At 66.7% G+C, this 15,262-nt stretch carries 10 protein-coding genes and 1 other RNA gene; 10 read left to right on the top strand and 1 reads right to left on the bottom strand.

The features are described from left to right. The first annotated feature begins 588 nt into the window (after positions 1-588). Positions 589-1,752: an MFS transporter gene (locus tag C4901_RS03340; RefSeq protein WP_168185519.1), complete on the top strand. Its 1,164-nt coding sequence runs from the start codon at positions 589-591 to the stop codon at positions 1,750-1,752. Further along, the gene (locus C4901_RS03345) at positions 1,749-2,597 is read left to right on the top strand and encodes an ATP-binding protein (RefSeq protein WP_110136129.1); all 849 of its coding nucleotides are present in this window, start codon (positions 1,749-1,751) and stop codon (positions 2,595-2,597) included. The genes C4901_RS03340 and C4901_RS03345 overlap by 4 nt, the downstream gene beginning before the upstream one ends. A 116-nt stretch (positions 2,598-2,713) precedes the next feature. On the opposite strand, the gene C4901_RS03350 is transcribed toward C4901_RS03345, so the two are convergent. Beyond that, positions 2,714-6,685 (bottom strand): EAL domain-containing protein, encoded by a 3,972-nt coding sequence (locus C4901_RS03350; RefSeq protein ID WP_110136130.1) that lies wholly within the window; start codon positions 6,683-6,685, stop codon positions 2,714-2,716. 744 nt (positions 6,686-7,429) lie between these two features. Between C4901_RS03350 and tal the strand changes: the two genes are divergently transcribed. The 8 genes from tal (at position 7,430) to murF (ending at position 15,255) form a co-directional block, all read left to right on the top strand. Then, positions 7,430-8,521 (top strand): transaldolase, encoded by a 1,092-nt coding sequence (gene tal, locus C4901_RS03355; RefSeq protein WP_168185520.1) that lies wholly within the window; start codon positions 7,430-7,432, stop codon positions 8,519-8,521. Positions 8,522-8,556: 35 nt separating this feature from the next. Further along, an RNA gene (rnpB, locus tag C4901_RS03360) (RNase P RNA component class A) lies at positions 8,557-8,892 on the top strand. Positions 8,893-9,080: 188 nt separating this feature from the next. Continuing rightward, entirely contained in the window at positions 9,081-9,530 is a 450-nt protein-coding gene (gene mraZ / locus C4901_RS03365) for a division/cell wall cluster transcriptional repressor MraZ (protein WP_110136132.1), read from the top strand. After that, positions 9,527-10,465: a 16S rRNA (cytosine(1402)-N(4))-methyltransferase RsmH gene (rsmH, locus tag C4901_RS03370; RefSeq protein WP_110136133.1), complete on the top strand. Its 939-nt coding sequence runs from the start codon at positions 9,527-9,529 to the stop codon at positions 10,463-10,465. The genes mraZ and rsmH overlap by 4 nt, the downstream gene beginning before the upstream one ends. Next, entirely contained in the window at positions 10,462-10,743 is a 282-nt protein-coding gene (gene ftsL, locus C4901_RS03375; RefSeq protein ID WP_110136134.1) for a cell division protein FtsL, read from the top strand. Before rsmH ends, ftsL begins: the two co-directional genes overlap by 4 nt. Further along, positions 10,740-12,464: a penicillin-binding protein 2 gene (locus C4901_RS03380; RefSeq protein WP_110136135.1), complete on the top strand. Its 1,725-nt coding sequence runs from the start codon at positions 10,740-10,742 to the stop codon at positions 12,462-12,464. Before ftsL ends, C4901_RS03380 begins: the two co-directional genes overlap by 4 nt. After that, positions 12,461-13,918, top strand: a complete 1,458-nt coding sequence (locus tag C4901_RS03385; protein ID WP_205736159.1) for a UDP-N-acetylmuramoyl-L-alanyl-D-glutamate--2,6-diaminopimelate ligase — start codon at positions 12,461-12,463, stop codon at positions 13,916-13,918. The genes C4901_RS03380 and C4901_RS03385 overlap by 4 nt, the downstream gene beginning before the upstream one ends. After that, entirely contained in the window at positions 13,915-15,255 is a 1,341-nt protein-coding gene (gene murF / locus C4901_RS03390) for a UDP-N-acetylmuramoyl-tripeptide--D-alanyl-D-alanine ligase (RefSeq protein WP_110136137.1), read from the top strand. Before C4901_RS03385 ends, murF begins: the two co-directional genes overlap by 4 nt. The last annotated feature ends 7 nt before the right edge of the window (positions 15,256-15,262 follow it).

The following is a 15,262-nucleotide window of genomic DNA, read 5'->3' on the forward strand; positions in this document are numbered from 1 at the left end:
CGGGTGGGCAGGGCGATGGTCGTGGGAAACGGGCATTGTCCTCGATGTTTTGCCCGGATATCCGGCGGGGCGCCGGTCTGTCCCGTATGCGGCGCCGATCGCCAGGATCTTCACGCACACGATTACCGTGACAAACCCCTTGATGCCCTGGGGCACCCCCGCAATGATGGGCGCATGCGCGCCATCATCGCGCTCGGCATGCGTCATGAGCCGGGGATCGTGGCAAGGCGCGCCGCGTGCGCCCTTGCGCATCCGCTCGATGGGAATGCGGGGCGGGGGCGTCCGTATGTGAGGACCCTTGACGAAGACGCGCCAAAGACCGGAGCGCCCTTGCGCGGCTTGGCCGCGGGCACCCGGCACACGCCGTTTGTGCGGCCGCGCGCGATGAGGCGCCGGTGCGCAGACGTTAAAGGACGGGTTCGAGGCGTGGCGGGGCAGGCCGATAAGGCGGCGCTCGTGAGCGCTCCGCCAATGGGATTGGGACGGATTGGTGCGGGCCGGGCTCGGGCCGGCCGAGGGGCTGGCAAATGATGGGGGACACCGATGGGGGATGGGGCGAATCCAGTGGACGCGACCGGCAGGCGCTGGTTGACGAGAAATGTCGCGGCGATCGCCCTTTTAAGCCTGTTTTCCGATATGGGCCACGAAATGGTGACGTCGGTCATGCCGTTTTTCGTGGTGGCCCTTGGCGGGGGTCCGGGCGCCGTGGGGCTCATAGAGGGGGTGAGCGACCTTTTCGCGAGCCTGGCAAAAATCTGGTTACCGCATTACAGCGAACGCACGGGTCGTCGCAAACCCTTCCTGATGGCGGGATATCTGCTGACCGCGCTCAAGGGCGTCATGGCCTTTGCGACAAGCTGGACGCAGGTGCTGGTGGTGCGCGTGATCGCGTGGGTCGGGCGCGGGGCGCGGGGTCCTGTACGTGATGCGATGCTCGCCGACAGTGTCCCCGCTGCTTATTTAGGGCGCGCCTTTGGCTTGCATCGCGCCGCCGACACCCTGGGGGCGGTCGTGGGACCGCTGATCGCCTTGGGCCTGCTGGCCGTCCATTGGGGGTATCGCGGGATCTTCCTGGTGTCACTGATCCCGGGTGGTCTGACCGTGCTGATCGTGCTTTTCATGGTGCGCGAGCCCTCGCTGCGTCCCGGGCACGGTATCGGCTTTCGCCAGAGTCTCATCTCGCTGCCGCGCGACTTCCGGCGGTTCGTTGCCGCCGCCGGGGTGTTCGGGCTCGGGAATTTCGGCCCCATGCTGCTCATCCTTTATGCGCGTCAGTCTCTGATCGCGCGCCTCGGTGCGCAACAGGCCGATAGCTGGGCCATCGGGCTCTATATTCTTTTCAATATCGCCTATGCCGCCTGCTCTTATCCTGCCGGCCTCTTGAGCGAACGGACCGGCAAGCGGCCGCTTTTGGTGCTGGGCTATCTGTTGTTCGCGCTTATGTGTGTCGGGTTCCTGGTGTCGGTGCGCCATGTGACCGCCTTGGCCCCCTTGTTCGTGCTGGGCGGTGTCTATATTGCGATCGTCGATACCATCGAAGGCGCCCTGGCGGCGGAGCTCCTCCCCGATCACGTCCGCGCCACCGGGTTTGGTCTTTTGGGGACGGTCAGCGGCATCGGCGATTTGATGAGCAGTCTCGTTGTGGGCCTCTTGTGGGCGCATGTGTCGCTTGCCAGCGGTTTCATTTATGCCGCGGTCCTCGCCACCCTGGGCGCGGGTCTGCTGGCCCGTCGGCCGCGCTCGCGACCATGAGCCCCGCGCGCCTTTCACGCGGCCGCCTCACCGGTGGCGCGATGCCCCGGTCTTTGCGCGGTGCGGGCGCGGGGACCAAGAGGCGGCGCGCGCGGCCTTTTCCGGTGGACATCGCCGAGCGGCTTGCACGCGGCGAGCACCTCGTTCTGTATGGCCCCCTGGGGAGCGGCAAATCCACGTTCTTGCACGCCTTGCATGCGCGCCTTGGGCGCGAGGGAAGGCCGTCTGGGATCGCCGATGCCACGACCGGCCTTGGCGACATGACGCAGGCCTTGGCGCGTGCCTACCCCGAGGTCGACGTCGCCGGTCTCACGCAGCGACGCATGCGGGCGCGGCTGGCGGCTGCCGCCGAACTGCGCGCAGGCGTGTTGCTCTTTGATCACGTGCACCACCTCAATACCGCCATGAGGGGTTTCCTGCATGGCTTGCGCGGCGGCCTGGCGGGGATCATCCTGGCCCTGGATGTCGACGGGCCGCGCGCGCGGGAGGCGCTGCGCACGCGTTGTCCGGCCCTGCCATGGGTCGCCATGCCGCGGTCTTCCGCGAGGCAACTTCGGGCCTATCTGCACGCCGCAGGCCCAAGGGCGACGCCCGACCTGACGCCCGCCCAGGAACGCCAGATCCTGCGCGCCGCCCGTGGTCGTCCCGGCTGGGTGAGGCTGTGCGCGCTACTTCTGCAGGAGGATCGCTATTGGCACGACAAGACGCTCTATGTGACGGTATTGTGCGCCGATACCGAGATCGCGCTCCGGTTGGGCTGCCATCCCTTCCAGTCATCGTTGATCCAAAAACCGCAGTCGACTCCGCCGCTCGAGCGCCGGACGCGTGGCGGGACGCCGGTTTGATCAGATGCGTCCCAAGGACCCGTCCAGGAGTAAGAGCCAAGGCGCGCTCGCCTGAAAACACCCGGCCCGCGCCCTTCTTGCGTCGGCGTGAGTTCATTGCGGCCGCCCGAGACGTGTTAGCGGATAGCGAGTGGTTGTGCCTTGAGGCGGGCCTCGATCTCGGCAAAAAGCCCAAGAATCGCCGGCCGTAGCACGTCATGCCAGAACGCGCGCATGGTCTGTGCGTGCTCGGGCAGGTCCGCGCCGAGGGCCATTGCCAGGGGCGCCCACTGGGAGAGTTCACGATAGCGGGTGTCGCGCTCGCGCACCCATGCCCGCAGGCGCTCGCAGCCGGTTTGCAGGACCTCATCCGGGCAGTTGTCTGCTTCGAGGAAGGCGTAGCCGGCCAGCACAAGATCACGCGCCGAAAGGATCGGTGCTGCCATTACCGGCGAGAGCGGCGCCTGGGTGAGCCATGCCATGAGGTCGGCCTCGGTGAGCGGATTGGCAAGAAGATAGCCCTGATAGTGTTCGCCACCCATGTGCCGCCACAACCGGAGATCATCCGCGGTCTCGATGCCCTCGGCCACCAATCGGCGGCCTGATAGGTTCGCAAGCACCAAGGCCGCGCCCGCGACCGCGAAGGCGTTGGGGTCACGGCGAAATCGCCCGATAAACTGCCGGTCGAGTTTGAGTTCGTCGGCGGGCAGCTGGACGGCCTCGTTCAGGGGCGCGTAGCCGGTCCCGAAATCGTCGAGCGCCACGGCAAAGCCGAGGTCCTTGAGCCTGTCCATGATGCCGGCCGCCCGGCGCACGTTGGTCAAGGCCATGCCGAGCGGCACCTCCATGCACAGACCGGTCGCGCTGGACCCGTCCAGACGCGCCACGACCTCGTCGAGAAAGGCCGGGTGCAGGAAGTGGTGGGCGCCTATGTTGAAGCTTACGCGCAGCCCGTGCCCGGCGGCGCGCAAGCGGTCGCGCAGGGCGATGGCCTCGCTTACGGTCTGTCGCCCCAGCGCGCGGATGAGGCGCGGTTCCTTTTCCACATCCGGCATGAAGCGTTCCGCTGCGAGCCAGTTGTCACCGTCGCGCCAGCGGGCCAGAAGCTCGACGCCCTCGATGCGACCGGTCGCGCAGTGCGCCTGGGGCTGCAGGGCAAACGTAATCCGGCCGTCTGCGAGCGCTTCCGGAAAGCGCCGATGGATGGCCAATCGGCGCGTGAGGCGCTCGGCGATGTCGCCTCCAAAGACACGGTAGGTATTGCGGCCCGCGGCCTTGGCGGCATACAGGGCCTCGTCGGCCTGCATGAGCAGTGTTTCATAGCTTGTTGCCCCGGATGTATGGAGGGCCCAACCGACGCTTGCGGTGACGCGTGCCTGCGGATCAGCCAGGGCGATGGCCGACAACAGCCGTGCGGACAACGGCGACAGGGCCTCGGCATTATCGATACTGACTGCCAGTCCAAATTCATCACCGCCGAGACGCGCCGCGCCCTCGCCTTCGCGCACCACGTCGCGCAGCTTTTGCGCGACGGCCTTGAGCAGATCGTCGCCGGCGACGTGCCCCTGAAGGTCGTTCCACTCCTTGAAACCATCCAGATCCATGACCCCGAGCGCCATCATTTGCCCGGAACGCGCCGCGCGCGCCATGGCAGAAAGGGTCGATCGCTCGAAATAGGCGCGATTGGGCAACATGGTCAGCGGGTCGTAGAGAGACCGGCGCATGAGTTCCTGGCGGCGCTCGTAGTTGCCCACGGCAAAGCCGATATCGTTGCCGAGGGCCTCCATGAGCCGCCTCATGTCTTGATCAAAAAATCCGCGTTCGCCGGCGATTATCCCAAGGATGCCCGCGACTCGGCCTTCGTGCGTCCATGGGACGGTGAGGGCCGACACGAGGCCAAGGACCCCGGCCTCGCGTCGGAGCGCCTCATCCTCCAGCCATTGATCGGCGCCTTCGAAAAGGCGGGGGGTGTCGGCGTGCTTCACGCGTTCGTGGAGGGTCGCGAGCGCGCGGCCGGGGACGCCCTCGGCGGCCGTGGATAAAAAGGCCTGGCCGGACCCGGCGCTCGCGGCGATCTCCGCCCCCTCGGCCCCCAGCCGCGAGATGAAGGTGAGCGGGACGTCCGTGCATTCGGCGAGGATATGGCAAATGTTGCGGAACATCTGCGGCCCTTCGCTTGCGCGGGCGATGGCCTGGCTTGCGCGCGCCAATGCCTCGTAGAGGGCGCGATAGCGATCGGTCTGGCGGCGGGTACGCCAGGCGTTCAACGCCAGCCGTACACTGGCCACGAGGTGTTCAAGGAGCGCGCGCAGGGCCGGAGTGAAGTATTGGGGGTCGGTCCCATAGACGACCAGCACCGCGGTCGGGCGTACGCGGCCGTCTTCGATGATCGGATAGGCGAGGATGGCGCGGATCGCGCCCAGGGCATCGTGTCCCGCCACTATCGCGGCGAGTGCCGCATCGTCACGCGGATCAATCGGTCCGTGGGGTGTGCCGGTACGGAAGGCGCGCCCCGCCAGCATCTGACCGAACGGGTAATCGGCGGCATCCTGGGATGGCGTCAGACGCAGCAGGGCGGCGCGCAGTTCGGGATCCCGCGCGGCGGCGGTCTGGATGCGCAGCCGCGGGCCGGTCGTTTCAGGCACCGCGATGAAGGCCCCCATGATGTCGGTCTGTTCCGTCAGGATGCGCACCAAAAGCGACTGCGCCTCTTCGGGTGTCGGCTGACGAAGCAACTCAAGCTGCATGGCGCGCACGGCGCTCTGGTAGCTCTGCAGGCGCTCGATCTCGAGGCGTTGGCGTCTTTGGTCTATGGCGGCGGTCAAATGTCCGGCCAGCTCACGGACCATGCCGTACCAGATGACCGTCTGTGCCCGGCGTGACGGACAGACGACGATGATCGCCCCGGTCGTGCCGAGGGCGAGCGTCACGCACAGAGGGAAGGCCTCCTGCGTCACCAGCGTCCAGTCGCGGTCGACCGCGCTGTCGAAGGCCGCGGCGAGGATCTCGGTGGATGCCTGCGGATCGCCCGGTCCGGCCATGGCGCAACGCTGACGCCAGCCGACGAACACGAACGACGCGTCGAGGTTGTCTTGAATCATGTGCGCGGCGTCGCCAAAGAGCTCCTGCGAGGATGATCCCTTGAGGATGGTCTGATTCAAACGGTAGAGGCCCTCATGCCACAGGCGCAACTGCATCTCTTGCGAGAGGAGATTGCCGAGCAGGAGGCCCGTGTACTGGCTGCCCCATAGCAACAGCAGAAAGAGCGGCAGCCAGCGCGCGGTGTGTTGCCACCAGAGCGCCCATAGGCGGCTGCGGGACCAGAGCGCGTCCACCTTCCAGGGATAGCCCGGGACATTGGCGCGCACCATGCGGTCGGTGCGCGGCGCGGGTGCGGGCGGTGCGTGCCAGAGAGTGCCGGCGGCTACCGCAAATGAGCCGCCCGAGCGCATGGCCAGGCGGACGGCCAGGCGCGAACGCGAGACCGGGATCGGCACCCGGCCGAGGGCCACGGGGTCGCCGATGAGAAACTGGGTCGGGCCGCGATGCGCGGCCACGCGATATCGCAGCGGGATGACCATCGCCTGGAAACGCCGCGCGTAGACGGCGTCGCCGATCTCGAGATGGGGGTCATCGCGCACGGCATGAAAGCGCCGGGCCGGCAGGATGGGTTGCGCCGGCTGTGGCCGCGCCGACCACAGGATGCGGGTGCCGCGGGCATTCAGGATATTGATGTCGCGGAGCGTCGCATGGGTGGCGAGAAAGGCGCGCAGTGTGTTCTTGACCGGCACGCTCAGCCTGGTGGCGGCGGGTTGCGAGCCGAGCAATGATCGCCCCAGAAAGCGCAGGTCCGCGAACCGCTCGTTTAGGACCAAGGCCATGTGGTTGGCGACGCGCGAGGCCACGGCCTCCGCCCGCAGGCGCTCTTCGCGCTTGATCATGTGAAAGGTGTTGATGGCGCGCCACAGGCCGACGGCAACCAGAATGAGCCCGAATCCCGCGAAGGCGATCGTCACGAGGCGCGTGCGCGCCTGGGTTGCGCGCAGACCGGTTGCCTTCCCCGGCTTCCCATGGGGGGACGCGGAGGGAAATGAAAGCCCGTGCGGCATGCGATACCCTCATCTGGCCCCGGACGCTAAGACGAGCCCCGTGGCGGCCGCTATGGCCGGCCGTTGTTTATGACCCCCGTTTCTGTGCAAAGGACATACCAGCGTGCAAATGGGGCCGTCGTGGCCGTATTCCCGCAGGCGCGCGCCGTGCGGCCGGTCCCAAGGCGCGCCCGCCGTCAGTCGATGCGCCGGTGCGCGGCAGATGTCGCCCGCGCGGGTCGCAATGGGCCGCACTTAGGCGGTCTGGACTGTGGTCCGGGTGTCATCGTGTCCGGCGGGCGACTCGCGAACCTTGCGCCGCGCGATAGGATCGGGGATATTCGCTATCAGGGGCGAAGGCGGCGATGGCGCGCAGGGGCAGTATGCGGGTGGCGCGGCGCGATGGCGCGAAGACGTTCGGTGGCGGCAGGGCCCGCGCCGCGGGCCCGGCGATCGGGAAGGCGGGGCGGTTGCCGTCTCCTGACGGTCTGGCGGGCGCTTGTCATCGATGACGCCGGCGATGATCGCGCAGGGGATCATCGCCATCCGTGGCGCCGATACCACGACTATCCATCAAGGGTGATAGTCGAAGGATCGATCGGCCCGTCTTTGCGGTCCGGCCTTGTGGCATCCCGGCCCTTGGGTAATGGGCCGCGTGATCGCCGTCGCGGGCTATAACACAGGACCGGTATGCGGCAACTTCTCCCGTGACCGCGGTCGCGGATGTGTGAGGGGTTTATGAAAGGTGTGGAAAGGATAGCTGCCTTGGGGCAGCGTATATGGTATGACAACATCAGCCGCGATCTGCTGGCAAGCGGTGGTTTGCGCGCGCTCGTAGCCCAAGGCGTGCGTGGTGTCACGACCAATCCCACGATTTTCGAGAAGGCCATCGGCGAGGGGACTCATTACGACGCCGACATCCGCGCCCTGGAGGCGCAGGGTCTGAGCCCCGAGGCCATGGTGCGCGAGCTCATGATCAGTGACGTGCGACGCGCCGCGGATATCTTGCGTCCGGTCTTTGATGCGAGTCTCGCGGTGGACGGCTACGTGAGCATCGAGGTGGCCCCGGACGAGGCGCAGGACGTCGATGCCACCGTGGCCGAGGCAAAGACCCTGTGGAGCACCATTGCCAGACCCAATGTCATGATCAAGATCCCGGCGACCGAGGCCGGCTATCAGGCCATGCGCGAGGTCCTGGCGCAGGGGATCAACGTCAACGTGACCCTGATCTTCTCCCCGCAATCGTATGAGCGGGTCGCGGCCGCCTATTGTGCGGCGCTCGAGGAGCGGTTGACCCGGGGTTTGGCGATCGACCGCGTGGCGTCGGTGGCGAGCGTGTTCGTGAGCCGGGTGGACACGGTCGTCGATGCGCAGCTGCAAGAGAGGCTGCGGAACGCCCCGGCGGCCGAGGCCAAGCGCCTAAAGAGCCTGCTTGGGCATGCCGGCATCGCCAACGCGCAGCGGATCTATCAGCGTTATAAGGATCTTTTCCGCGGCAAGGATTTCGCGCGCCTGAGGGCCCGGGGGGCGCGTCCCCAATGGCCCTTGTGGGCGAGCACGAGCAATAAGAATCCCGCTTATTCGGCCACCTGGTACATAGACCGCCTGATCGCCCAGGACACCATTAATACGGTTCCACCGCAGACATTTCAGGCGCTGCTCACCCACAAGCCAAAGGCGCTGCTGGAGGCCGAGATCGCGCAGTCGTTGGCCGTGCATGACGGCCTGCGGCGCGAGGGGATAGATCTGCCGCAGATACTCGACACCCTCCTGGACGAGGGGCTGGCCTCGTTTCTGCGGTCCTATCAGGCATTGACCGCGCGCCTTGCCCACAAAAAGGGCACTTTGACGATATAGCCCGGCGTCCCCCGGAAGCGGGTATACTGGTGGCGGGAGTCGGCCAGACAGTCGCTGCTGCAAGGCAGAGGAAAGTCCGGGCTCCGCAGGGCAAGGTGCCAGGTAACGCCTGGGAGGCGCGAGCCTACGGAAAGTGCCACAGAAAATATACCGCCCGTCGTGACGGGTAAGGGTGAAATGGTGCGGTAAGAGCGCACCGCGCCGGTGGCAACATCGGTGGCAGGGCAAACCCCACCTGGAGCAAGACCGAATAGGGGGACCATGGCGCGGCCCGCGTTGTCCCCGGGTAGGTTGCTAGAGGCGTCCGGTGACGGGCGTCCCAGAGGAATGACTGTCCACGACAGAACCCGGCTTACCGGCCGACTCCCACCTCTTGTCCACGAACCCCCCTTTTTAAAACCGCTGTGGCCGGTAACGGCCCTGCGCGCCATCGGATACCGCCCGCGATCGCCCGCCCTCCGCATTTCATCGCCCGCGCTTGACTTCGCTTTTCGTGCGTCTCTATAGTGTCATTAAGTGGGCTAAAGTGGATATTTGTGGGATAGGGGCGCGAAGACACATGTTCCGTGGCGTAAACAGCGTGAGTCTCGACAGCAAGGGGCGAATCGCCATCCCCACGCGCTATCGGGAGGATCTGCGCAGCCATTGCCAAGGCCGGCTTGTCATGACGGTCGATCGCGACCATTGCCTGCTGCTTTACCCGCTTCCGGAATGGGAGGTCATAGAGGCCAAGCTCGTCGGTCTGTCGAGTTTCAACCCGCATACGCGGCGCCTTCAGCGCCTCTTGATCGGGCACGCGACGGAGTGCGACATGGATGGGGCGGGGCGCATCTTGTTGCCCGCGCCGCTGCGCGCCTTTGCGACGCTGGATAAGGATATCATGTTGATTGGACAGGGAAACAAGTTCGAACTCTGGGATGCCGCGACATGGGATGCGCGCCGCGCCGAATGGCTGGCGCAGACTGACGGCGAAGAGCTGCCCGCCGAGCTGCAGTCCCTGTCGCTGTGACCGGGGGTCACGCGCCGGTTCTCCTGGCCGAGACCCTGGAGGCGCTCGCGGTGCGGCCGGAAGGGCGTTATCTCGATGCCACCTTCGGCCGTGGCGGGCATAGTGCGGAGATATTGGCGCGGCTTGCGCCGAACGGGCGGCTGGTCGCGATGGATTGCGACGATCAGGCGATCGAGGTGGCCACGCGGTGTTTCGGGGAGGACCCGCGTATGACGATAGTGAAAGGGCGTTTCTCCATGATCGAACGGTATCGAGAGGAGGCGCCATGGCAAGGAGGCTTCGATGGCATTTTATTCGATTTGGGGGTTTCCTCGCCCCAGCTGGATGATGCCGCCCGCGGCTTTAGTTTTCGGCGCGAAGGACCGCTCGACATGCGTATGGATCGGCACGCACACCCGTCGGCGGCCGAGTGGCTGAACGGTGCCCCCGAGGCCGAGATTGCCCAGGTCCTGCGCGATTTCGGTGAGGAGCGCTACGCGCGGCGTATCGCGCGCGCGGTGGTCGCCGCGCGCGCCGCGACGCCGCTTGCCACCACCACAGAGTTCGCGGCGCTCGTCGCCCGCGAGATCCCGCGGCGGGAGCCTGGGCAGGACCCGGCGACGCGTTCCTTTCAGGCCGTGCGCATACGGATCAATGACGAACTCGGCGAATTGACGCGCGCCCTGCCGGCGGCACGCGACCTGTTGCGACCGGGCGGGCGGCTCGCGGTGATCAGCTTCCATTCGCTCGAAGACCGTATCGTCAAACAGTTTTTCGTGCACGAGTCGCGCGGGGACGCTTATCCATCGCGCCTGCCGGTCCCGCAGGCGTGGCTTGCGCCCCGTTTGCGGGTTCTGGGCCGGGCGCGGCGCGCGGGCGCTGCGGAACGGGTCGCAAACCCCCGGTCGCGCAGCGCCGTCTTGCGCGTCGCGCAGCGCCTGGGGGATCCTTCATGACCGGTCGTACCACGATATTCTGGCTTGTCGCCCTGATCGTGTCGGCCTTGGCGCTCGTCGACGTGCGCAATCGCTATTTGCTGCTTTTCGACCACGAGGAGCATCTGGTCGGTCAAAAGGACGCCTTGCATGTGGAGTGGGGGCGACTTTTGCTGGAGCAGGGGACGCTGGCCGCGCATCGGCGGATCGATCGTATTGCGCGGCATCGTCTCGATATGACGATGCCCGATCCGCGGCGCATCGTGCTCATCTATACCCAGCCGTCGAATATCCCATGACCGGGCCCAGCCATTGCTTCGTGGTTACCGGCCAGGCCGGTTTCGGACGCTCGGGATTCGTGATGACGCTCATGCTGATAGCGCTCGCCCTCATGGCCGTGCGCGCCTTCTATCTGCAGGTCCTGGACGCGCCTTTTCTGCGCCACGAGGCCAGGCGCCAGGCGATTGAGACCGTGCAGCAAGAGGGGCATAGAGGCATGATCGTGGATCGTCACGGCCAGCCGCTTGCGATCAGCACGCCCGTCGATTCGCTATGGGCGAATCCCCACATTCTCTTGAAAGAGCCGGCCGTCTGGCCGCGCCTGGCGCACGCCATCGGATGGCGCACGGCCACGCTCGAGAAGGCCCTCGACGCCCAAAGGCACGAGCAATTCATGTACCTGCGCCGTCAGGTGGACCCGCGTTACGCGCAGGGTGTGCTCGCCTTGCGCATACCCGGGGTGGCCTCGCAACGGGAATATCGTCGCTACTACCCGGCGGGGGCGGTGGCCGCGACCGTGATCGGTTTCACCGACATCAATGACCAGGGTCAGGACGGGGTGGAGCTGGCCTACAACTCCTTCCTAAGTCCCCGTCGCGGGCGCGCCATCGTGGTTCGCGATGGCCTGGGCGAGCCGATCGCCGTGCGGCGGGGGAGAAAGCCGCCGCGTCCGGGCCATACCCTGGTGTTGAGCATCGATGAGCGCATCCAGTATCTGGCCTACCGCGAACTCTTGAAGGCGGTGCGCTACCATGATGCAAGCAGTGGCTCGGTGATCGTTCTGGATGCGCACACCGGCGAGATCCTGGCCTTGGCCAATGTCCCGAGCTTCAACCCCAACACCCGCAGCGATCTCGATAGCAGCTATTATCGCGACCGCGCCGTGACCGATGTGCTGGAGCCCGGGTCGTCCCTGAAGCCGTTTACGATCGCGCTCGCGCTGCAGTCCGGGCGTATCGTCCCCCACACCCTGATCAGCACGTCTCCCGGCAGCTACTGGGTGGGGCCCGACAAGATCAGTGACGTCGGGGATTTCGGGCTCATCGATGTGTCGCACGTCATTGCCGAATCGAGTAATGTCGGGGCCTCCAAGATTACGCTCACGACCCTGACGCGCCGCGCCATGTACCGCAATTTCCTGCGCCTGGGGTTCGCCCATTCGACGCACAGCGGCCTGCCCGGCGAGTCGAGCGGATACCTGAGTCCGCCGGAGACTTGGGAGCCGATCCAGAAGGCGACTTTGTCGTTTGGCTACGGCATCTCGGTGACGCCGATGCAGATGGCCCGCGCCTATACCGTATTCGCCGACGGCGGGGTGTTACGGCCCATCAGTATCCTGAAGGCGCCGCCGCGGTCGCCGGGGCGGCGGGTGTTTTCGCGGACGGTGGTGAGCGAGATGCGCCACATGCTGGAGCTCGCGGCAAGCCCGGTCGGTACCGGGGCCAATGCCGATGTGGTGAATTATCGCGTGGCCGGCAAGACCGGGACTGCACACATCGCTGACGCCAAGGGGTATCATAAGCACCGCTATGTCGCTTCGTTTGGGGGATTCGCGCCCGCCTCCGATCCGCGGCTTGTGATCTTCGTCGACGTCCGTGATCCCCGCAAGCATGGGTATTATGGGGCGCAGTGCGCGGCCCCGGTGTTCCGCAAGGTCATGACCGGCGCCCTGCGGATCCTGAACATTCCGCCCGATAACCCGGTCACCACCATGGCGCGCGCGCATACGAGGTGGCCATGAGCATTATGCTGGCCACGCTTTTGCAGGGCATCCGCGAACTTCCGCCCGATGCCGATCGGTCGATCGCGGCCTTGAGCCTCGACAGTCGCACGGTGGTGCCGGATGCCTTGTTCATGGCCCTGGCTGGCACGAGTCAGGATGGACGCCGTTTCATCAGCGATGCCGTGGCGCGCGGCGCGGCCGCGGTCGTGACCGAGGGTCTGGACGATGCCCGGTTGGGCACGGTCCCGGTCATCGCCTGTCCCGGCCTGCGCCATAAGGTCGGTGTCATTGCCGACCGTTTCTATGGAAGCCCGTCACGGGCACTGTCGATCATTGGAGTGACCGGGACCAACGGTAAGACCACGACCAGTCATCTCATAGCCCATGCCATGAACATCCGCAGTCCATGCGCCCTGATCGGGACGCTCGGTAACGGGTTCCCCGGTGCCCTGTTGCCGGCCGAGCGCACCACACCGGATGCGATATCCGTGCATCGCTGGCTGGACCGCTTCCGGCGCGAGGGGGCGGGCGCGGTATCGATGGAGGTGTCCTCGCATGCGCTCGACCAGGGCCGGGTCGAGGGGGTGCGTTTCATGGGCGCGGTCTTTACGAATCTCACGCGCGACCACCTGGATTATCACGGGGACATGGTGCGCTACGGGGAGGCCAAGGCGCGGCTGTTCGCCTGGCCCGATCTGGCGTTCGCGGTCCTGAACGGCGACGATGCGTTTAGCGAGGTCTTGAAGGACCGGTTGCCGCCCGGGGTTCGGGCATGGCGCTACGGGAGCACGGGTGAGGTGCGCATTCAGGACGTCCAGGCGACCGCGAGAGGCCTCGAGATCGTGTTGCTCGCCCCGGAAGGCCCCGTGACCCTGAAGAGCCCCTTGATCGGCCACTTCAATGTCTACAATCTGGCGGCGGCGCTGACCACGCTGGTGGCGTCGGGCTGGCGGGCGCGTGACGCCGCCTGTGCCCTGGCGGCCGTGACCCCCATCCCCGGACGCATGGAGCCCGTGCCGGGGCGCGCCGATCAGCCGTTCGTGGTGGTCGATTATGCCCACACCCCCGATGCCCTGGAGAAGGCCCTGGCCGGGGCCCGCGCCCACGCCGTGGGGCGCGTCATCTGCGTTTTTGGATGTGGCGGGGACCGTGATCGCGGAAAGCGCGCGCTCATGGGGGCGTGCGCCAGCCGTTACAGTGATCTCGCCATCGTGACCCACGACAATCCCCGCCACGAGGACCCGGAGCGCATCATTGCCGACATCCTGAAAGGGGTCCCCGACGAGGCCCGCGCGCATCTGGTGGTCATGGGGGATCGCCAGGCGGCGATCGCGCACGCGCTACGCGAGGGATCCGCGGGTGATGTCGTGGTGATCGCCGGCAAGGGGCATGAGGAATATCAACAGTTCGGCGATCGGCGGGTCCCATACAGCGATCGCCTCACCGCCCGCCAGTTGCTGGGGGCGCCATGATGACCATAGACGAGGTCGCCATGGCCGTCGGGGCCAGGCCCGTGGCCGCCCCGGGACACATCGAGGGGGTGGCGACCGACACCCGGACCATGACGCCCGGTTGCCTCTTCATCGCCTTGCGGGGCGCGCGCTTCGATGGCCATGCCTTTTTGCGCGAGGCGGCCGCCCACGGGGCGGTTGCGGCGATCACCGATCGTCCATGTGAGGCCGGTTGGCCCCCTTGTCTTGCGGTGCCGGATACGCGTCTGGCCTTGGGGCGGCTGGCCGCCCATTGGCGGCGCAAGATGAACGCCCAGGTGCTGGCCGTGACCGGCAGCAACGGCAAGACCAGCGTCAAGGAGATGGCATCGCGCATCCTGGCGCTCGAGCACCCGGGTATCGCGACCCAGGGCAATCTCAACAATGACATCGGCGTGCCGCTCACGCTCCTGCGGCTGCGGCCCGAGCATCGCCATGCCGTCATAGAGATGGGCATGAACCGGCCCGGCGAGATCGCCGCGCTTGCGTCCATCGCCGCCCCGGACGTGGCCTTGGTCACCAACGCCGGGCGCGCGCATCTCGCCGGTCTTGGGACCATCGAGGCGGTGGCCCGGGAGAAGGGCTCCCTGTACCCGGCGCTCGGTGATTCGGGGGTCGCGGTCATCAATGCCGATGATGCCCATGCCTCGTATTGGCGGGGCCTTGCCCGCGGACCGGTGCTGACTTATGGTCTGCGCGCGCCGGCGGATGTGTCGGCGCGCTTTACGCTGACGGCGGATGGCGCGGAGCTGGTCATGGTCGCGCGCGGTTGGACAAGCGGCCTGCCGGTACGGCTCGCCATGCTCGGGCGCCATAACGTGGCCAATGCCCTGGCGGCCACCGCCCTGGCTTTGACCGTTGGCGCGTCGCGCGACGCCATTGCCGCGGGCCTCGCCCAGGCCGTCCCGGTTGCCGGACGGCTGGAGGGGACGGCGGGATGCGCCGGCTCGCGCCTCATTGACGACAGTTACAATGCCAACCCGGATTCGGCGCACGCCGCGCTTGCCGTGCTGGCTGATCTGCCCGGCGAGCGCTGGTTCCTTTTGGGCGACATGGGCGAACTGGGCGAGAGCGGCGCGGCGCTGCACCGGTCGTTCGGCGAGGCCGCGGCCGCCGCCGGCATAGAACACCTGTGGACGTTGGGCGCGCTGTCCGGCGAGGCCAGCCGCGCCTTCGGCGCCGGCGGACGGCACTACGAGGACCACGAGACGCTTTCGAAGGATCTTAGGGCGGCACTCCATGAGGATGCCGTGGTGTTGATCAAAGGGTCGCGGAGCATGCGCATGGAGCGCATCGTATCCGCCTTACGCGCGAGCTGAGGGCTGG

The sequence above is a fragment of the Acidiferrobacter sp. SPIII_3 genome, assembly GCF_003184265.1.
Taxonomy (GTDB): Bacteria; Pseudomonadota; Gammaproteobacteria; order Acidiferrobacterales; family Acidiferrobacteraceae; genus Acidiferrobacter.

What these genes read in the sequence shown, in the direction of transcription:
- ftsL (WP_110136134.1), top strand. Translation starts at nt 10,462, where the DNA reads ATGACCGGTCGTACCACGATATTCTGGCTTGTCGCCCTGATCGTGTCG.
- C4901_RS03345 (WP_110136129.1), top strand. Translation starts at nt 1,749, where the DNA reads ATGAGCCCCGCGCGCCTTTCACGCGGCCGCCTCACCGGTGGCGCGATG.
- murF (WP_110136137.1), top strand. Translation starts at nt 13,915, where the DNA reads ATGATGACCATAGACGAGGTCGCCATGGCCGTCGGGGCCAGGCCCGTG.
- C4901_RS03380 (WP_110136135.1), top strand. Translation starts at nt 10,740, where the DNA reads ATGACCGGGCCCAGCCATTGCTTCGTGGTTACCGGCCAGGCCGGTTTC.
- C4901_RS03385 (WP_205736159.1), top strand. Translation starts at nt 12,461, where the DNA reads ATGAGCATTATGCTGGCCACGCTTTTGCAGGGCATCCGCGAACTTCCG.
- C4901_RS03350 (WP_110136130.1), bottom strand. Translation starts at nt 6,685, where the DNA reads ATGCCGCACGGGCTTTCATTTCCCTCCGCGTCCCCCCATGGGAAGCCG.
- mraZ (WP_110136132.1), top strand. Translation starts at nt 9,081, where the DNA reads ATGTTCCGTGGCGTAAACAGCGTGAGTCTCGACAGCAAGGGGCGAATC.